The 18851-nt window shown below is 70.4% G+C and carries 17 protein-coding genes and 1 pseudogene; 5 read left to right on the plus strand and 13 right to left on the minus strand.

Annotated features, from left to right (window positions below):
• Nucleotides 1-131: 131 nt before the first annotated feature.
• From ACIBUY_RS12395 to ACIBUY_RS12455, 13 genes are all read right to left on the minus strand, one after another.
• Nucleotides 132-533 carry a YccF domain-containing protein gene (locus ACIBUY_RS12395; RefSeq protein ID WP_365577959.1) on the minus strand — a complete coding sequence of 134 codons (402 nt, stop codon included), beginning with the start codon at nucleotides 531-533 and terminating at the stop codon, nucleotides 132-134.
• Nucleotides 530-1393, minus strand: a complete 864-nt coding sequence (htpX, locus tag ACIBUY_RS12400; protein ID WP_365577957.1) for a zinc metalloprotease HtpX — start codon at nucleotides 1391-1393, stop codon at nucleotides 530-532. Before htpX ends, ACIBUY_RS12395 begins: the two co-directional genes overlap by 4 nt.
• Before the next feature lie 284 nt (nucleotides 1394-1677).
• Nucleotides 1678-2136, minus strand: coding sequence for a large conductance mechanosensitive channel protein MscL (gene mscL / locus ACIBUY_RS12405; protein WP_365577955.1), 459 nt, complete (start codon nucleotides 2134-2136; stop codon nucleotides 1678-1680).
• 92 nt (nucleotides 2137-2228) lie between these two features.
• Nucleotides 2229-3776: an NADH-quinone oxidoreductase subunit N gene (locus ACIBUY_RS12410; protein WP_399152512.1), complete on the minus strand. Its 1548-nt coding sequence runs from the start codon at nucleotides 3774-3776 to the stop codon at nucleotides 2229-2231.
• Nucleotides 3773-5356 carry a NuoM family protein gene (locus ACIBUY_RS12415; protein ID WP_399152513.1) on the minus strand — a complete coding sequence of 528 codons (1584 nt, stop codon included), beginning with the start codon at nucleotides 5354-5356 and terminating at the stop codon, nucleotides 3773-3775. Before ACIBUY_RS12415 ends, ACIBUY_RS12410 begins: the two co-directional genes overlap by 4 nt.
• A gap of 6 nt (nucleotides 5357-5362) precedes the next feature.
• A complete protein-coding gene (locus ACIBUY_RS12420) occupies nucleotides 5363-7384 on the minus strand; it encodes an NADH-quinone oxidoreductase subunit L (protein WP_399152514.1) in 2022 nt (673 codons plus the stop codon).
• Entirely contained in the window at nucleotides 7381-7803 is a 423-nt protein-coding gene (nuoK, locus tag ACIBUY_RS12425) for an NADH-quinone oxidoreductase subunit NuoK (RefSeq protein ID WP_365577947.1), read from the minus strand. The genes ACIBUY_RS12420 and nuoK overlap by 4 nt, the downstream gene beginning before the upstream one ends.
• Entirely contained in the window at nucleotides 7803-8498 is a 696-nt protein-coding gene (locus ACIBUY_RS12430) for an NADH-quinone oxidoreductase subunit J (protein ID WP_399152515.1), read from the minus strand. Before ACIBUY_RS12430 ends, nuoK begins: the two co-directional genes overlap by 1 nt.
• Nucleotides 8499-8506: 8 nt before the next feature.
• Nucleotides 8507-9067, minus strand: coding sequence for an NADH-quinone oxidoreductase subunit I (locus ACIBUY_RS12435; protein WP_365577945.1), 561 nt, complete (start codon nucleotides 9065-9067; stop codon nucleotides 8507-8509).
• Nucleotides 9067-10035 (minus strand): complex I subunit 1 family protein, encoded by a 969-nt coding sequence (locus ACIBUY_RS12440; protein WP_365577943.1) that lies wholly within the window; start codon nucleotides 10033-10035, stop codon nucleotides 9067-9069. The genes ACIBUY_RS12435 and ACIBUY_RS12440 overlap by 1 nt, the downstream gene beginning before the upstream one ends.
• Nucleotides 10032-11537, minus strand: coding sequence for an NADH-quinone oxidoreductase subunit C (locus ACIBUY_RS12445; protein WP_399152516.1), 1506 nt, complete (start codon nucleotides 11535-11537; stop codon nucleotides 10032-10034). The genes ACIBUY_RS12440 and ACIBUY_RS12445 overlap by 4 nt, the downstream gene beginning before the upstream one ends.
• The gene (locus ACIBUY_RS12450; RefSeq protein WP_399152517.1) at nucleotides 11534-12175 is read right to left on the minus strand and encodes an NADH-quinone oxidoreductase subunit B; all 642 of its coding nucleotides are present in this window, start codon (nucleotides 12173-12175) and stop codon (nucleotides 11534-11536) included. The genes ACIBUY_RS12445 and ACIBUY_RS12450 overlap by 4 nt, the downstream gene beginning before the upstream one ends.
• Nucleotides 12166-12540: an NADH-quinone oxidoreductase subunit A gene (locus tag ACIBUY_RS12455; protein WP_365578032.1), complete on the minus strand. Its 375-nt coding sequence runs from the start codon at nucleotides 12538-12540 to the stop codon at nucleotides 12166-12168. Before ACIBUY_RS12455 ends, ACIBUY_RS12450 begins: the two co-directional genes overlap by 10 nt.
• Nucleotides 12541-12764: 224 nt before the next feature.
• On the opposite strand from ACIBUY_RS12455, the gene ACIBUY_RS12460 reads away from it, so the two are divergent.
• The 5 genes and pseudogenes from ACIBUY_RS12460 to ACIBUY_RS12480 form a co-directional block, all read left to right on the plus strand.
• Nucleotides 12765-13991, plus strand: coding sequence for a sensor domain-containing protein (locus tag ACIBUY_RS12460; RefSeq protein ID WP_365577937.1), 1227 nt, complete (start codon nucleotides 12765-12767; stop codon nucleotides 13989-13991).
• Nucleotides 13992-14130: 139 nt separating this feature from the next.
• A complete protein-coding gene (locus ACIBUY_RS12465; protein WP_365577935.1) occupies nucleotides 14131-15492 on the plus strand; it encodes a sensor domain-containing protein in 1362 nt (453 codons plus the stop codon).
• A gap of 172 nt (nucleotides 15493-15664) precedes the next feature.
• On the plus strand, nucleotides 15665-16324 hold the full coding sequence (locus ACIBUY_RS12470; protein ID WP_365578030.1) for a response regulator transcription factor: 660 nt from the start codon (nucleotides 15665-15667) through the stop codon (nucleotides 16322-16324).
• A gap of 265 nt (nucleotides 16325-16589) precedes the next feature.
• Nucleotides 16590-18530, plus strand: a complete 1941-nt coding sequence (locus ACIBUY_RS12475; protein ID WP_399152518.1) for a 2-oxoacid:acceptor oxidoreductase subunit alpha — start codon at nucleotides 16590-16592, stop codon at nucleotides 18528-18530.
• A pseudogene (locus ACIBUY_RS12480) lies at nucleotides 18523-18851 on the plus strand (2-oxoacid:ferredoxin oxidoreductase subunit beta); the annotation flags it as partial. The gene ACIBUY_RS12475 and the pseudogene ACIBUY_RS12480, both read left to right, overlap by 8 nt.

Here is an 18851-nt window from a genome sequence, read left to right on the forward strand (position 1 = left end):
TTCTGCCGTACTTGGGATGCGCAGTGCGTGTGTCTGTTGTCTTGCCTGTACTGCTGTACTGCTGCACTGCTGCCCTTAAGGACGGCAAATAGGCGTGGTGTGGTTGCGGGGCGTCTCCGGTCCAGGAGGCTCTAGTAGGCGCGGGCCTGGGCGAACGGCTGGTCCGTGCGGACGATCTCGCGGCCCAGCGGCATCAACGACACCGGGATCAACTTGAAGTTGGCGATGCCGAACGGGATGCCGATGATCGTGAGGCACAGCGCGATGCCGGTGAAGATGTGGGCCAGGGTGAGCCACCAGCCCGCCAGGATCAGCCACAGCACGTTGCCGACGCAGGAGGGCGCGCCCGCGTCCCTGCGCTCAACTGTCGTGTACCCAAAGGGCCACAGGGCGTAGATGCCGATCCTGAATGCCGCGATGCCGAAGGGGATCCCGATGATCGTGATGCACAGCAGCACCCCCGCGAGCAGGTAGCCGAGGAACAGCCAGAAGCCGCTCAGGACCAGCCATATGACGTTCAGAATCGTCTTCACTGCTGTCGACCTGCCATCTGCTCGAGACGGGCGATGCGCTCCGCCATGGGCGGGTGCGTGGAGAACAACTTCGACATTCCCTGGCCGGGGCGGAAGGGATTGGCGATCATCATGTGGCTCGCCGTCTCGATCTGGCGCTCGGGGGGCAGCGGCAGCTGCTTCGTGCCGGCGTCGAGCTTGCGCAGGGCGCTGGCCAGGGCCAGCGGGTCCCCGGTCAGCTGGGCGCCCGAGGCGTCCGCCTCGTACTCCCTGGAGCGGCTGATGGCGAGCTGGATGACGGAGGCGGCGAGCGGGCCCAGGAGCATCATCAGCATCATCCCGAAGATGCCGGGGCCGTCGTCGTCGTTCGAGCGGCCGACCGGGATCAGCCACGCGAAGTTGACCAGGAACATGATCACGGAGGCGAGGGCGCCGGCGACCGACGAGATCAGGATGTCGCGGTTGTAGACATGGCTGAGCTCGTGCCCGATGACGCCGCGCAGCTCGCGCTCGTCCAGGATGCGCAGGATTCCCTCGGTGCAGCAGACCGCCGCATTGCGCGGGTTGCGGCCTGTCGCGAACGCGTTCGGCGCCTCCGTCGGGGAGATGTACAGGCGCGGCATGGGCTGCTTGGCCTGTGTGGAGAGCTCGCGCACCATCCGGTAGAGCGCGGGTGCCTCGAACTCGCTCACCGGGCGCGCGCGCATGGCGCGCAGGGCCAGCTTGTCGCTGTTCCAGTACGCGTACGCGTTCGTCCCGATCGCGACGACGAGGCCGATGACGAGCCCCATGCGGCCGAAGAAGCTGCCGATGACGAGAATGAGGGCGGACAGTCCCCCGAGGAGTACGGCTGTCTTCAACCCGTTGTGCCGGCGGTGCACGGTACGCCCTCCTGATGGTGCGGCAGGGGAACCCACTGCTTGCTTTCTACTGTTTCCACTGGACCCGCGGGTCGGGTGCGGGCCGCTGCAGGTGACTGCGGCGGCCGACTCCAGTGGAACCTCCCGTACTGGTCAACGCCAGACGAAGAGGACTAGTTCCCTTGTGCGCACCGGGGGCGCGGGGTGCGCGTGTAGGCCGTACGGGTGCGGGCGGATCGGTGGGGCCTGCCCGGCTCGGCGGGGCTCGGCGGGGATCAGCAGGGCCCGACGAGGCTCGGCGGGGATCAGCGGGGATCGGGCAGCAGGCCCGCGATCTCCAGCGCCTTCTCGTCGGCCGGGATCTCGCTGGTGCAGTGCGCGCAGCGCGTGGCGATGCCGGGGATCTGGCTGTAGCAGCGGGGGCAGTCGCGCAGGGCGGCCTTGATGTCGACCGGCTTGTTGCGCTCGGCGCGGGCCGTGATCTTCATCATGGGCACGATGATCAAGAAGTAGAGCACCGCGGCGGTGATCACGAAGGCGATGCCGGCGTTGATGAGCTTCCCGTAGGGGAACTTGACGCCTTCGAGCGTGAAGTACGCGTCCGAGTAGTTACCTATGGAGCCGGTGGCCCAGCCCAGCAGCGGGGTGATGAACGCGGCGGTGAAGGCCGTCACGAGGGCGGTGAACGCCGATCCGACCGCGAGGCCCACCGCCATCGAGACGATGTTGCCGCGAAGTATGAAGTCCTTGAAACCGCTCAGCACGCTGTTGCTCCTGGGAAGGGTGACTCGGGGGGATGCCCCTGTTTGAGGCGACCCAGAAACGTACCAAATAGGAGCTTTGGTCGTCTGCTGCGTCACGAGAACAGTCCACTCTCCACAAAGTGGAGGATCAATTGTGGAGCCCCGGACAGGGCCACTCCGACGGCGGCCGTGGCGGCGATCGCGGCGGTGAGCGGCATGGAGGCGCGGTACGCGGCGGGCTCGCCCTCAGGGGTGCGGAAGAGGGTCGCGGTCCACTGGAGGTAGTAGAAGAGCGCGATGACGACGTTCACGGCCATGACGACGGCGAGCCAGCCCAGGCCTGCGTCGACGGCCGCCGAGAAGACGGTGACCTTCGCGAACAGGCCGATGATGCCCGGCGGCAGGCCGGCCAGGCACAGCAGGAAGAAGCCCAGGGCGAGCGCGGCGAGCGGCCGGGAGGCGTACAGGCCCCGGTAGTCGCTGAGGCGGTTCAGGGGCTTCGTACGGGCGACGAGGGCGGCCACCGTGAAGGCGCCGAGGTTCACGGCGGCGTACATGAGGGCGTACGCGAGGGTGGAGCCGATCGACTTCTGCGGGTCGTCGGAGTACGCGGCGGCGGCGATCGGCACCAGGAGGTAGCCGGCCTGTCCGACGGAGGACCAGGCGAGGAGGCGTACGGCGCTGTACGCGCGCGTGGCCTGCTGGCGCAGGGCGGCGACGTTGCCGGCGGTCATCGTCAGTGCGGCGAGTGCGGCGAGCGCCGGGCCCCAGACATCGGCGTACGACGGGAACGCGACGACCGTGACGAGGATGAGGCCGGAGAAGCCGACGGCCTTGCCGATGACCGACAAGTAGGCGGCGATCGGGAGCGGCGCGCCTACGTAGGTGTCGGGTACCCAGAAGTGGAACGGCACAGCGGCCGTCTTGAACGCGAAACCCACGAGGGTGAGGGCCACTCCCGCCTGGGCGAGGGTGTGGAACTGGCCGTCCACGTGGGTGAGTTCGGAGGCGATGCGGGTGAGGTGCAGGCTGCCCGTGGTCGCGTACACGAAGCTCACACCGAGGAGCATGACGGCGGTCGCCGTGACCGAGGACAGGAAGAACTTCAGGGCTGCGTCGGAGGACCGCTTGTCGTCGCGCTTGAGCCCCACGAGGGCGAACGCGGGCAGCGAGGCGACTTCCAGGGCGACGACGAGCGTGGCGAGGTCGCGGGAGGCGGGCAGGAGGGCGGCGCCCGCGGCGGAGGACAGGAGGAGGAACCAGAACTCCCCTTCGGGGAGGGGCTTGTTCGCGTTCTTCGCGTCCTTCAGGGTGCTGATCGAGAGCAGCGCGGTGAGCAGGGCGCCCGCGAGAACCAGGAACTGGATGACGAGCGTGAAGCGGTCCGCCGTGTAACTGCAGGCGTCGTACGAGGTGTTGGTGAGGCAGAACGTCGAACGGCCGTCGTCCGCGTCACTGATCAGCGGGATCAGGGCGAGCGCGGCCGCGGCCAGGCCCGCGACGGAGAGCCGGCCGAGGACCGGCTTGCGGCGCTCGTCGAGGAACAGGTCCGCGACGAGGACGACGAGGGCGACGGCCGCCGCGATCGTCGGCGGCGCGATCGCGACCCAGTCGACGGACTGGACGAGGGACGCCACGGAGGGCGCGGCGACGGCGATCACTGGAGGCCTCCTGCGAGGAGCTTCTGCACGGCCGGGTTCGTGAGGCCGAGCAGCGCTGCGGGCCACAGGCCCGCGAGGACGGTGAGGGCGACGAGCGGGGTCCAGGCGGCGAACTCGTACCCGCGTACGTCGGTGAGAGCCGGGGCTTCCTGGTCGCGCGGGCCCATGCAGACGCGGCGGACCACGATGAGCATGTACGCGGCGGTGAGCAGCGTGCCGAACGCGGCGATCGCCATGAAGACGAGGAACGCCGGGCGGCTGAGGTCGTCCGCGGGCTTGAACGCGCCGAACAGCGCGAGCATCTCGCCCCAGAATCCGGCGAGGCCCGGCAGTCCGAGCGAGGCGACGGCGGCGAACGCGAGCAGGCCGCCGAGGCGCGGGGCCTTGCCGTACAGGGCCATGCCGCCCTGCTCCGCGAGGGCGTCGAGGTCGCTGGTGCCGGCCCGGTCCTTGAGCGCGCCGACGAGGAAGAAGAGGAGGCCGGTGATGAGGCCGTGGGCGATGTTGGCGAACAGCGCGCCGTTCACGCCGGTCGGGGTCATGGTCGCGATGCCGAGCAGGACGAAGCCCATGTGACCGACGGAGGAGTACGCGATCAGGCGCTTGAGGTCGCCCTTCGCACCCTGCTTCGCGAGGTTCAGGCAGGCCAGGGATCCGTAGATGATCCCGACGACGGCGAACGCGGCGAGGTACGGGGCGAAGGTCCGCATCCCGTCGGGCGCGATGGGGAGCAGGATCCGGACGAACCCGTACGTACCCATCTTCAGCAGCACGCCGGCGAGGAGGACCGAACCGACGGTCGGGGCGGCGGTGTGCGCGTCCGGCAGCCAGCTGTGCAGCGGCCACATCGGGGTCTTCACGGCGAGCCCGATCCCGATCGCCAGAACGGCGATGACCTGCACGGATGTGGTCAGGCCCCGGCCGTTGTCAGTGGCGAGTGCCATGATGTCGAACGTGCCCGACTTAACACCGATAAGGAGAATGCCGAGGAGCATCACGACCGAGCCGAGCAGGGTGAAGAGGATGAACTTCCAAGCGGCGGCCTGCCGTTCGGCTCCGCCCCAGCGCGCGATGAGGAAGTACATCGGGATGAGGACCATCTCGAACGCGAGGAAGAAGAGGAGGAGGTCGAGGACGGCGAAGGTCGCGAGCGTGCCCGATTCCAGAAGCAGGATCAGGGCCACGAATGCCTTGGGCGAGGGCCCTGTCGGCATCTTGAAGTAGGAGTACAGCGCGCACAGGAACGTCAGCAGCGCCGTGAGCACCAGGAGGGGGAGGGAGATGCCGTCGATGCCGAGGTGGATCCGCACGTCGAGCGCGGGGATCCAGCTGATGTCCGTCGTGGCCTGCATCTGCTGTGCCTGGACGGGGGCGTCGTGGTCGAAGCCCAGCGCGAGGACGATCGCGGCGATCAGGATCGCGCCGGTCACGGTCACGCCGTGGCGGAGCACGGCCTGGTCAGGGGACTTCCCCTTCAGCCCGGGCGGGGCGGGGAGAAGGGCGAGGACGGCGCCGATGAGCGGGCCGACGACGATCAATGCGAGAAGGAACTGCATCACGGATTCGCTGATATCGATCACGGCTGCTCACGCTCCGGCGGTGGCGACGAGGACGACGGCGACCACCAGGACGACGGTGCCTGCGAGCAGTGCGCTGAGGTAGGTCTGCACGTTGCCGGTCTGGGCGCGGCGCACGGCCCAGCCGAGCGCCTTCGGGGTCTCGGCCGCCGCGCGCACGTAGGTGTCGACGACCGCGCGGTCCAGGAAGCGGACCAGGGCGGCCGCGGCCTGGACGGGGCGGACGAAGAGCGTCGCGTAGACGGCGTCGAGGTGGAAGCCGACGGCGGCGTGGCGGTGCAGCGGGCCGAGCAGCAGCCGCCCGGGGTCGGCCGGGTCGGGTGCGCTCGCGACATCGCCGTACGCGGGGGCGTGGCTCGCGATGGCCTCGGCCTCGACCAGGCCGCCGTCGCCCTGCTCGGTGTCGATCGCGACGGCACCGATCGGGGTGCGGTGTGCCGCCGGCGTCGCGATGGAGCTGCGCCAGGCCGCGTACGTCACCAGGCCGCCGACGAGCGCGAAGCCCGTGCCCAGGACCGAGGTGGTCAGGGTCGGGGTGAGGGAGCGGCCGTCGAACCAGTCGGGCAGCACGCCCGTGGCCAGACCGAATCCGAGGGAGGGGATCGCCAGGACCCACAGGACGGCGTTCATCGCGACCGGCTGCTTGCCGTGGTCGGGGGCTTCGGCTCCACGGCCGTTGAACACGAGCAGCCACAGGCGGGTCGCGTAGGCGGCGGTGAGCAGGGCCGTGACCAGGCCGGCGATCAGGACGATCCAGCCGGACGCGACGGGGACGCCGTTCTCGTGGCCGGTGGCGGTGTGCTCGGCGGCGCCGAGGACGGCCTCCTTGGAGAAGAAGCCGCTGAAGGGCGGGATCGCGGCGAGCGCGAGCAGCGCCACGGTCATCGTCCAGAAGGCGTCGGGCACGCGGTCGCGCAGGTGGCCCATCCGGGACATCGCGGCAAGGGAGTTGGTGCCGGCGGCGTGGATGATCACGCCTGCCGCGAGGAACAGCAGCGCCTTGAAGGCGCCGTGGGTGAGGAGGTGGAAGACGGCGGCGTCGCGGTCGCCGACGGCCAGGGCGCCGGTCATGTAGCCGAGCTGGCCGACCGTCGAGTACGCGAGGACGCGCTTGATGTCGTCCTGTGCGAGCGCGGCGAGGGCCGAGCCGGCCATGGTCACGGCGGCCATGACGGCCAGCACGATCAGGGCCGCCTGCGAGGCGGCGAAGACCGGGAGGAGACGGGCGACGAAGTAGACACCGGCGGCGACCATCGTCGCGGCGTGGATCAGCGCGGAGACGGGCGTGGGGCCCGCCATCGCGTCGGGCAGCCAGGTGTGCAGCGGGAACTGGGCCGACTTGCCCGCGACGCCGGCGAGCAGCAGGAGGGCGATCAGGGTCGGGTGGTCGAGGCCGCCCTCGCTGGTGGCCTTGCCCAGGACCGTCGTGATGCGGAACGAGCCCGCGTCCGTGGCGAGCGCGAACAGGCCGATCAGAAAGGGGACGTCGCCGAGCTTCGTGACAAGGAAGGCCTTGAGGGAGGCGGCCCGCGCCTCGGAGGTCTCCCAGTAGTGGCCGACGAGGAAGTACGAGCAGATGCCCATGACTTCCCAGCCGACGAGCAGAACGATCAGGTCGCCGGTGTAGACGACCAGGAGCATCGCGGAGGTGAAGAGCGAGACGAGAGCGGCGTACGAGGGGTAGCGCGGGTCGTCGCGCAGATAGCCCGTCGAGTAGAGCTGGACGCAGGTCGCGACCAGGGCGACCAGGACGGCGACGAGGGCGGCGAAGCCGTCGACGTGCAGGGCGAGTTCGATCGGCACGGAGCCGGTCGGGGTGAGCTCGGTGTGCGCGTCGAGGGCCGTGGTGCCGTTGCCCGTGCCGCCGCCCTGCCGGACCGCGACGACGACGGCGAGGATCAGCGCGGCGAGCGTCGGCAGGACGGCGAGCGGGCGGACGAAGGCGGGGGCCGTGCGGCCGAGCAGCAGTCCGGCGGCGGCGCCGAGGAACGGCAGGAGGGGGACGAGGACGGCGAGGGTCGTGGTGGTCACGCGGTGGCCTCGGCCTTCTTGTCCTTGTCCGCCGGGCCGGCCTGGGCGTCGGCGGCCGCGGTGTCGTCGGACGGGTCGTGCGGCTCGTCGTCCGGATCGTCGTCCGGGTCGTGCGGTTCGGCGGCGTCGCGGAGCTTGTCGATGTCCGACGTGCCGCGGTTGCGGTAGACGGCCAGGACGATCGCCAGGCCGATGCCGATCTCGGCGGCGGCGATGGCGATGGTGAACAGGGTCAGGGCCTGGCCGGAGTGGAGGGCGTCGCGCAGCCAGACGTCGAAGGCGACCAGGTTGAGGTTGACGGCGTTGAGCATCAGCTCGACCGACATCAGGACCAGGATCGCGTTGCGGCGGGCCAGGACTCCGTACAGGCCCGTGCAGAAGAGGAGGGAGGACAGGACGGCGGGATAGGCGAGGTGCATCAGCGGTTGCCCTCCCGTGCGACGGAGCTGCCGGTCGCGGAGTTGCCGGTCGCGGAGTTGCCGGTCGCAGGGTTGCCGGTCGCGGAGTTCCCGGTCTCGGCCGCGTTCTTCTTGCGGGACAGGACGATCGCGCCGACCAGGGCCGCGAGGAGCAGCACCGAGAGGGCTTCGAACGGCAGCACCCAGTGGCGGAACAGGATCGAGCCGGTCACGGCCGTGCTGCCCCGGGCACCCTCGGTCGCGGCGGCCGCACCGTCCAGGTCGATCCAGGTCGTGCGGAAGGCGTCGACGACGACCCAGACCAGGGCGGCGGCGGAGGCGACGGCCACGGTCAGGGCGGCCCAGCGGTTGGGGCTGTCCGCGTCCGGGGAGCGGCCGATGGGGGCTCGCGTCAGCATCAACCCGAACAGGAGGAGGACGACGACGGAACCTACGTAGATCAATACCTGCACCCACGCGATGAACTCGGCGGTGAGCAGGAGGTACTCGACGGCGAGGCCACCGAGGGCGACGACCAGCCACAGGGCGGCGTGCACCAGCTGCTTCGTGGTGACGGTGACGATCGCGGCGCCGAAGGTGACCAGGCCGACGAGGAGGAAGGCGATCTCGACGCCCGTCGGGGACAGGAACCCGTGGGCCCCGTGGCTCTCGGCGGCCGACGCCGCCAGTGCTGCGGGGGTCATGGCGGGGGTCATGGCGGGGATCATCCGGTGCCCTCCTCTCCGGACGTGTCGGGGGCCTGCGCCGCCGCCAGCTTCTCGGCTGCCTTGCGGGCCGCCGCGATCTCCTTCGGTTCCTCGGCCGACGGGTCGAGGGCGGGCGGGGACGGGACCGTCCACATCCACTCGCGGAGCTTGTCGCGCTCGTGGGTGAGTTCGTGGATGTCCGTCTCGGCGTACTCGAACTCCGGGGACCAGAACAGCGCGTCGAAGGGGCACACCTCGATGCAGATGCCGCAGTACATGCAGAGGGAGAAGTCGATGGCGAAGCGGTCGAGGACGTTGCGGCTGCGCTCGCGTCCGCCTTCCACCGCGGGCGGCACCGTCTCCTTGTGGGAGTCGATGTAGATGCACCAGTCGGGGCACTCGCGGGCGCACAGCATGCAGACCGTGCAATTCTCCTCGAAGAGGCCGATCACGCCGCGGGTGCGGGGCGGGAGTTCGGGCTGGACCTCGGGGTACTGCTCGGTGACGGTCTTCTTCGTCATCGTGCGGAGGGTGACGGCGAGGCCCTTGGCGAGGCCGGAGCCAGGGATCGGGGGCATCAGTTGATCGCCACCTTCACGATGCCGGTGAGCGCGATCTGCGCGAGGGCGAGGGGGACGAGGAGGGTCCAGGAGAGTTTCTGGAGCTGGTCCTCGCGGAGTCGGGGGTACGAGACGCGCAGCCAGATCACGATGAAGGCCAGGACCGCGGTCTTGAGCAGGGTCCAGACCCAGCCGAGGCCGTCGGCGCCCCAGGGGCCGTGCCAGCCGCCGAGGAAGAGGACGGTGGTCAGGCCGCACAGGACGACGATGCCCGCGTACTCGGCGAGCAGGAAGAGGGCGAAGCGCAGACCCGTGTACTCGGTGTACGCGCCGAAGATGATCTCGGAGTCGGCGACCGGCATGTCGAAGGGCGGGCGTTGCAGTTCGGCGAGGCCCGCGACGAAGAAGACGAGGGCGCCGACGATCTGCCAGGGCAGCCACCACCACTCGAAGGCGTCGAGGATGCCGGGCAGGGAGACCGTGCCCGCCGCCATGGCGACGGACGCGGCCGCGAGCAGCATGGGCAGTTCGTACGCGAGCAGCTGTGCGGCCGTACGCAGACCGCCGAGCAGGGAGAACTTGTTGGCGCTGGCCCAGCCGGCCATCAGCGCGCCGAGCACGCCGACGCCCATCACCGCGAGTACGAAGAAGATGCCCGCGTCGATGACCTGGCCGACCGCGCCGTCGCCCGGGCCGACCGGGATGGCCAGCAGGACGAGGAGGTACGGCAACAGGGCGACGGCGGGGGCGAGTTGGAAGATGCGGCGGTCGGCCTCGGCCGGGACCACGTCCTCCTTCTGCGCGAACTTGACGCCGTCGGCGACGAGTTGGGCCCAGCCGTGGAAGCCGCCCGCGTACATCGGCCCGAGCCGGCCCTGCATGTGGGCCATGACCTTGTGCTCGGTCTGGCCGACGATCAGGGGCAGCACCAGGAAGGCGACGAAGACGACGACGAGGCGCAGGGCGACGTCGAGAGCGTCGTTCACTGGGTGCCTCCGTCGGGGGTCGTGTCGTCGGTGCCGGGTTCGGTAGCGGGTTCGGTAGCGGGTTCCGTACCGGGCTCGGTGCCGGCGCGGGCTTCGGGCTCGGCGCGGGCTTCGGGCTCGGCCTCGGGGCCCGGCTCAGTTGTCGGCTCGGGTGCGGGCGTGGCCCGGGCGGGTTTCGGTTGCTCGTCGAACGCGGGCTTGGCGTGGTGCCAGGGCGCGTCGCTCGAGCGGGGTGCCGCCGCGGGTTGCGCTGCCGGTGCGGCCGGTGCGTCCGGGATCTCGCCCTCGGACCCCGGGGTCGCGGGCGCCGTCCGCTGCGAAGCCGAGCCGTCGGACGCGCTGCGGGCACGCCGGGCCGGACGGGCGGGACGTTCCTCTGCGGAGGGCGTCTCCGAAGTGGCCGAGGCCTCTGGGACAGCCGGGGCCTCTGAAGTGGCCGGGGTCTCTGAAGTGGCGGGGGTTCCTGAAGTCGCCGGGGCCTCTGGAGTAACCGGGATCCCCGGAGTCGCCGGGGCCTCTGGAGTAACCGGGGTCCCCGGAGTCGCCGGGGCCTCTGGAGTAACCGGGGTCCCCGGAGTCGCCGGGGCCTCTGGAGTAACCGGGGTCCCCGGAGTCGCCGGGGCCTCTGGAGTAACCGGGGTCCCCGGAGTAGCGGGGGTCCCAGGAGTCGCCAGGGCCTCTGGAGTAACCGGGATCCCCGGAGTAGCCGGGGTCCCCGGAGTCGCCGGGGTCGCCGTCTGGCTCGCCGAGCCCTCGCTCGCCGAGCGGGTCCGCCGCGCCGGACGCTCCCCCGGAGCACCCCCCGCACGACCCTCACGACCAGCACGACCCGCGGCACCAACTCCCGCGCCCGCACCGGAACCTGCGCCCGCACCGGCACCCGCCGCCCGCGCCCCCCGCGCAGGACGCGCAGGCGCAGGTGGCAGCTGGCCCTTCATCGGGCCCCATTCGTTCGGGTCGGGCACGCCGGGCGGGAGCATCTGGCGTCGCTTGGGGCCGCCGTGCCCTCCACCAGCCGCGGACTCCCCCGGCTCCTTCGCGCCCGGCCACGCCTTCGCGACGCGCGCCGCGAGCACGAAGTCCTTGCGCAGCGGGTGCCCTTCGAAGCCCTCGGGCAACAGCAGCGGGTCGAGCCCCGGGTGGTCCGTGAAGTCGACGCCGAACATCTCGTGCGTCTCGCGCTCGTGCCAGGCCGCACCCGCGTACACCTCGACCGCGGAGGCGAGGACCGGTGCCTCGTGCGGCACGGTCGTGCGCAGCAGCAGACGGCGTACGGAACCGGGCGCGACGGCGGCGACGTGTGCGCACACGCGGAAGCCGGTGCCGGGTTCGTCGACCGCGCTCAGCCAGTCGAAGTACGTGCACCCGAGGCGCGTACGGGCCGTCTCGAGAGCCGCGATCCACGCGGCGGCCGGGACGTCCACCGTCAGCAGGTCGTACGCCTCCTCGACCGTCGCCTCCGCGCCGAACAGCTCCTCGACGGGGTCCGGGAGCCAGCTCATCGGGCACCCTCCGAAGAAGACGGCTTCGGCGGCTGCACCAGACCGCTGCTCAGCGCTGCCGTGGAGGGACGGCCGGCCGCCGCGTCGGCGGAGGCGTACCGCTCGCCGAGCGACTCTCGGGCGATCTTCTCCTGGAGCTTGAGGATGCCCTGGAGCAGCGCCTCGGGACGGGGCGGGCAGCCGGGCACGTACACGTCGACGGGGATGATCTGGTCGACGCCCTTGGTCACCGAGTACGAGTCCCAGTACGGGCCGCCGCAGTTGGAGCAGGCGCCGAAGGAGATGACGTACTTCGGCTCGGGCATCTGCTCGTACAGGCGCTTCACGGCCGGGGCCATCTTGTCGGTCACGGTCCCCGAGACGACCATCAGGTCCGCCTGGCGCGGGCCGGGGGCGAACGGGATGACGCCGAGCCGGATGAAGTCGTGCCGCGCCATGGACGCGGCGATGAACTCGATGGCGCAGCAGGCGAGGCCGAAGTTGAAGACCCAGAGCGAGTAGCGGCGGCCCCAGTTGAGGACCACCTTCATCGGCTCGGGGGCCAGGCGCGAGAGCACGCCGAGCCGCTTCGGCTCCGGCAGCAGGACGGGCACGGATTCGGGGACGGCTTCGGGCACGGGCTCGGGGGTCACGCCCACGTAAGGACGCCCTTCTTGTATGCGTACAGCAGGCCGACGGCGAGGAAGCCGAGGAAGAGGAACATCTCGACGAGCGTCGCCGCGCCGTATCCCGGTGCGGCGAAGACCGTGGCCCAGGGGAAGAGGAAGATCGAGTCGACTGCGAAGATCACGTAGAGGAACGCGTACACGTAGTAGCGGACCTGGGTGTGCGCCCAGCCCTCGCCGACGGGGTCGACGCCGCACTCGTACGTGAGGAGTTTCTCCGGGGTGGGCACCACTGGACGCAGCAGGCGTCCCGCACCGAAGGCCACGGCGACGAAGAGCACGCCGACGACGGCCAGCAGCCCGACCACCGAGTACGACCGGAAGTAGTCCGCCGCCATGACGGTCACGTCTCAGCGCCCCTCGCGTGTTCGTGGATGGGATGAGTGGATGGGTTGGTGCATCGTGTTCGACGATCTGTACGCACGGGAGTCTAGGGCCTGTTAAAGAGACGGTAAGCAGGCCGGTGCGAAGCGAAGCCCCGGCGGGGTGGGGTTATCCCCCGTTCGTCCCGGGCAGTCCGCCTCATGGCGCCGTCCCTCGCGCGCAGGGCACCCTTTCGTTTATGACCGATCCACTCCACGCTCCCGCGGCCGAGGGCGGCGACCGCCAGGCGCTGCCGCCCGTGCGCTTCGCGTACGACAGACACACCTGGAAGGAGATCGCGTATCTCCTGTCCAGCTTCCCGCTCGCGGTCCTCGGTTTCGTGTACGCGCTCACGATGCTGGCGCTCGGCGCCGGGCTGACCGTCACCGTCATCGGGCTGCCGCTGATCGCGGCCGCCCTCATGGGGGCGCGGCAGCTCGGCAAGGCGGAGCGCGGGCGGGCCAGGGCGCTGCTCGGGGTGCAGGTCGACGAGCCCAGTCCGCTGCCCCGGCAGCGCGGCGACGGCTTCTTCGGCTGGCTGTGGAACGGGCTGAAGGACTCGGTGGGCTGGCGCGCGATGCTCTACGAGCTGATCCGGCTGCCCTGGGGGATCCTCACGTTCGTCGTCACGCTGACCGGCCTTTTCGTGCTGTGGCCCGTGCTGCCGTTCATCGCGCGCGGCCTGACCAACGCGGACCGGGCCATGGTGCGCGGCCTGCTCTCGCCCTCCGACGAGCTGGAGCGGCGGATCGCCGAGCTGGAGTCGGACCGGGGCGTCGTGGTCGACACGGCCGCCGCGGACCTGCGGCGCATCGAGCGCGATCTGCACGACGGCGCCCAGGCCCGCCTGGTCAATCTGGCCATGGGTCTCGGCCTCGCCAAGGAGAAGCTCCTCGAAGACCCCGAGGCGGCGGCCGCGATGGTCGGCGAGGCGCACGGTGAAGTGAAGCTCGCGCTGCAGGAGTTGAGGGACCTGGCCCGCGGCATCCACCCGGCGGTGCTCACCGACCGCGGCCTGGACGCGGCCCTGTCGTCGGTGGCCTCGCGCTGCACGGTGCCGGTGAAGGTGACGGCCGAGCTGCCCGGGCGCCCCGCCGAGGCGATCGAGGGCATCGCCTACTTCACGGTCTCCGAACTCCTCCAGAACGTCAGCAAGCACAGCCGTGCCACGCAGGCGAGCGTGGACGTGTGGCGGTCCGACGACCGGCTGCTCATCCAGGTCCGCGACGACGGGCAGGGCGGCGCAAGCCTGGACAAGGGGACCGGCATGTCCGGGCTCGCGGAGCGGCTCGGCGCGGTCGACGGCCTGTTCGTCGTGGACTCGCCGGAGGGCGCGGGCACGACGGTCACCGCCGAACTGCCCTGGCGCGACCGGACCACGGGCCCTGCCCAGGCGTCCCAGGGGTCCCACGGCTCCCAGGGGTAGGGAAAACCCCCGGTCGAAGACGCCGACCGGCCGCATGGCCGGGGGCCGCGCCCCCGAGGACCCTGGAAGCAGAGCGGCAGAGCAGCGGCCCCCGTGACAGGCGACTGACACGCGACACCGAGCAGAAACGGACGGCACCATGGCCACGGATCAGTACGGCTACCGGAGCGCGTACTCGTACGACGACGACTACGAGCCCCGCCCGCAGCGACGCGGGCTCGGCCGACTGCCGGCCGGCCTGCGCGCACCGATCGAGGCGCGCACCTGGCGCGAGCTGGCCTATCTGCTGCTGAGCCTGCCGGTCGCCATCATGGCCTTCACCTGGTCGGTGACGATGGTGTCGCTCGGCGCGGGCCTGCTCGTCACGTTCATCGGGGTGCCGGTGCTCGCGGCGGCCCTGGCCGGGGCGCGCGGTTTCGGTGTCCTGGAGCGGGTGCGGGCGCGGGGTCTGCTCGGCCTCGAGGTCGCTTCGCCGGAGCCGGTGCGGCCGCGCAAGGGCGGCCCGCTGGCCTGGATGGGCGCGACGCTCAAGAGCGGTGTCTCGTGGCGGCACCTGCTGTACACGGTGCTGCACTTCCCGTGGGCGACGTTCGCGTTCTCCGTGGCCCTGTCGCTGTGGACGACGGGCTGGGCGCTGCTGACGTACCCCCTGTGGCAGTGGGTCTTCCCGATGTACGCGGGCCAGGCCGGCCTGCAGCTGTACGGCGACGACCACCACTCCGTGTACCTGAACAACCCCTTCGAGATCGCCCTGACCGCGTTCGTCGGACTGCTCATCACGCTCGCCACACCGTGGGTGATCCGGGCCCTGACGACGGTGGACCGGGTGCTGGTCGCCGGGCTGCTCGGCCCCTCGCAGCTGGCGACCCGCGTCGTGGAGCTGGAGTCGGACCGGGGCGTCGTGGTCGACACGGCCGCCGCGGACCTGCGGCGCATCGAGCGCGATCTGCACGACGGCGCCCAGGCCCGCCTGGTGAACCTGGCGATGGACCTGGGCCTGGCCAAGGAGAAGCTCACCGAGGACCCCGAGGCCGCGGCCCGCATGGTCGACGAGGCGCACGGCGAGGTGAAGACGGCCCTGCAGGAGCTGCGCGACCTGGCCCGCGGCATCCACCCGGCGGTCCTGACCGACCGCGGCCTGGACGCGGCCCTGTCGTCGGTGGCCTCGCGCTGCACGGTGCCCGTCACGGTGGAGGTCGACCTGCCCGCGCGGCCCGCGCCCGCGATCGAGGGCATCGCCTACTTCACGGTCTCCGAACTCCTCCAGAACGTCAGCAAGCACAGCCGGGCGACCCGGGCCACGGTCGACGTGTGGCGCACCGCGGACCGGCTGATGCTCCAGGTCACCGACAACGGGATCGGCGGCGCCGACGTGTCCCGCGGCTCCGGCCTCGCCGGTCTCGCCGAGCGGCTCGACGCGGTGGACGGAATCCTGCTGGTGGACTCGCCCCTGGCGGGTCCGACGCGGGTGACCGCGGAGCTGCCGTGGCGCCGCGCCTGAACCTTTCACAGCCCCGGGTGCTCCGCGCGCCCGGGGCTTTGCGCGTTCCCACAGTCAGGGCGGTCATTTCGGGCTCCCCTTCCCCTGCCGCGTGGAATGCTGGGCCTGTCAGAACTGCTCCCGGTGCACAGGTCACCGGGGCACTGGGGGGCCGAGAAACGTGGAGGACACGGTGCGGGTGGTCATCGCCGAGGATTCAGTGCTGCTCAGGGAGGGCCTGACCCGGCTGCTGACCGACCGGGGGCACGAGGTCGTCGCCGGGGTCGGCGACGGGGAGGCACTGGTCAAGACGATCACGGATCTGGGGGCGCAGGACCAGCTCCCCGACGTGGTCGTCGCGGACGTCCGGATGCCTCCGACACACACGGACGAGGGCGTGCGCGCGGCGGTGCAGCTGCGCGGCCGGTTCCCCGGGCTCGGGGTCCTGGTCCTTTCGCAGTACGTGGAGGAGCAGTACGCCACGGAGCTGCTCGCCGGTTCGAGCCACGGCGTCGGCTATCTGCTCAAGGACCGCGTCGCCGAGGTGCGGGAGTTCGTGGACGCCGTCGTCCGCGTCGCGGAGGGCGGCACGGCGCTGGACCCGGAGGTGGTCGCGCAGTTGCTCGGGCGCAGTCGTAAGCAGGACGTGCTGGCGAACCTGACCCCGCGCGAGCGCGAGGTCCTCGGCCTGATGGCGGAGGGGCGGACGAACTCGGCGATCGCGCGGCAGCTCGTGGTGAGCGACGGCGCGGTCGAGAAGCACGTGAGCAACATCTTCCTGAAGCTGGGCCTGTCCCAGAGTGACGGGGATCACCGACGCGTTCTGGCCGTCCTGACCTACCTCAACTCCTGATCAACTGACACCCTGTCAGATATCAGGGGTCTCCGGGATCCGGACCTAGAACCAAAGGACCAGCAGCGAGCGTCTTCCAGAAGTCTGCGGACACCGCTCCGGGGGGCTGACAGATCATGGCGAAACGGGACGACATGCCGTCTCATTCCGGGGTCCATCATGCGAACGATCGGAGGAAGGCTCCCCTTACGGACGTAGGGTGGGCCTCGGGAAGGCCGTCGGGACGGCCCTGCCCGAACAGCCGCCTCGAGGGAGGTCCAGTTCAGTGACCAGCCAGGTCAGTAGCCCAGCCGAGCAGGCCGACGGGGCCGACAGCGCGGTGGTCGGCGAGCAGCGCACAGCGGGTGGATCGAGCAAGGACGTACGGCGCCTGGACCGGGTGGTCATCCGGTTCGCGGGTGACTCCGGTGACGGTATGCAGCTGACGGGTGACCGTTTCACCTCGGAGACGGCGTCGTTCGGCAATGACCTTTCGACGCTGCCGAACTTCCCGGCCGAGATCCGGGCGCCCGCGGGCACGCTGCCGGGTGTCTCGTCGTTCCAGCTGCATTTCGCCGATCACGACATCCTGACCCCCGGGGACGCGCCGAACGTGCTGGTGGCGATGAACCCGGCGGCGTTGAAGGCGAACATCGCGGATGTGCCGCGGGGCGCGGAAGTGATCGTCAACACGGACGAGTTCACCAAACGGGCGATGTCGAAGGTGGGTTACGAGGCGTCGCCGCTGGAGGACGGTTCGCTGGACGGGTATCACGTGCATCCGGTGCCGTTGACGACGCTGACGGTGGAGGCGCTGAAGGAGTTCGCGCTGTCGCGCAAGGAGGCCGAGCGCAGCAAGAACATGTTCGCGCTGGGGCTGTTGTCGTGGATGTATCACCGGCCCACCGAGGGCACGGAGAAGTTCCTCAAGCAGAAGTTCGCGAAGAAGCCCGAGATCATGAAGGCCAACTTGGCGGCGTTTCATGCGGGTTGGAACTTCGGTGAGACGACCGAGGACTTCGCGGTCTCCTATGAGGTGGCGCCGGCGGCGACGGCGTTCCCGACGGGTACGTATCGCAACATCTCGGGGAACCTGGCGCTGTCGTACGGGTTGATCGCGGCGTCCAGGCAGGCGGATCTGCCGCTGTATCTGGGCTCGTATCCGATCACTCCGGCCTCCGACATCCTGCACGAGCTGTCCAAGCACAAGAACTTCGGTGTGCGTACCTTCCAGGCGGAGGATGAGATCGCCGGGATCGGGGCGGCGCTGGGTGCGGCGTTCGGCGGCTCCCTCGCGGTGACCACGACCAGCGGTCCCGGTGTGGCGCTGAAGTCGGAGACGATCGGGCTGGCCGTAAGCCTTGAACTGCCGTTGTTGGTGGTGGACATCCAGCGCGGCGGCCCGTCGACGGGGCTGCCGACCAAGACCGAGCAGGCGGATCTGCTGCAGGCGATGTACGGGCGCAACGGCGAGGCCCCGGTGCCGATCGTCGCCCCGTGCACCCCGGCGGACTGCTTCGACGCGGCGATGGAAGCGGCCCGGATCGCGGTCACCTACCGCACCCCGGTCCTGCTCCTGTCCGACGGCTACCTGGCCAACGGCTCCGAGCCGTGGCGCATCCCGGAGATCGATGAACTCCCTGACCTGCGTGTGCAGTTCGCGACCGGTCCGAACCACACCACCGAGGACGGCACCGAAGTCTTCTGGCCGTACAAGCGTGATCCGGAGACCTTGGCGCGGCCGTGGGCGATCCCGGGCACGCCGGGCCTCGAGCACCGCATCGGTGGCATCGAGAAGCAGGACGGGACCGGGAACATCTCCTACGACCCGGCCAACCACGACTTCATGGTCCGCACCCGGCAGGCGAAGGTCGACGGGATCCGGGTGCCGGACATCGAGGTCGACGACCCGCACGGCGCCAACACCCTTGTCCTGGGCTGGGGTTCGACCTACGGCCCCATCACCGCGGCCGTCCGCCGACTGCGCGCCGCCGGTGAGTCGATCGCGCAGGCCCATCTGCGCCACCTCAACCCCTTCCCGCGGAATCTGGGCGAGGTCCTGAAGCGTTACGACAAGGTGGTGATCCCCGAGATGAACCTCGGTCAGCTCGCCACGCTCATCCGGGCGAAGTACCTGGTCGACGCCCACTCGTACAACCAGGTCAACGGAATGCCGTTCAAGGCTGAGCAGCTCGCCACGGCTCTCAAGGAGGCCATCGATGGCTGAGACGACGACCACGGAGGAGACGGGGACCGCGAAGACGCTTCTCTCCCTCGTCCCCAAGGCCGAGGCCAAGCAGTCCATGAAGGACTTCAAGTCGGATCAGGAGGTGCGCTGGTGCCCCGGCTGCGGTGACTACGCGGTCCTGGCCGCCGTGCAGGGCTTCATGCCCGAGCTGGGTCTGGCGAAGGAGAACATCGTCTTCGTCTCCGGCATCGGCTGTTCCTCGCGCTTCCCGTACTACATGAACACGTACGGGATGCACTCCATCCACGGCCGTGCCCCCGCCATCGCCACCGGACTCGCCTCCTCCCGCCGGGACTTGAG

The organism is Streptomyces sp. NPDC050085 (assembly GCF_044460595.1).
Classification (GTDB): Bacteria; Actinomycetota; Actinomycetes; order Streptomycetales; family Streptomycetaceae; genus Streptomyces.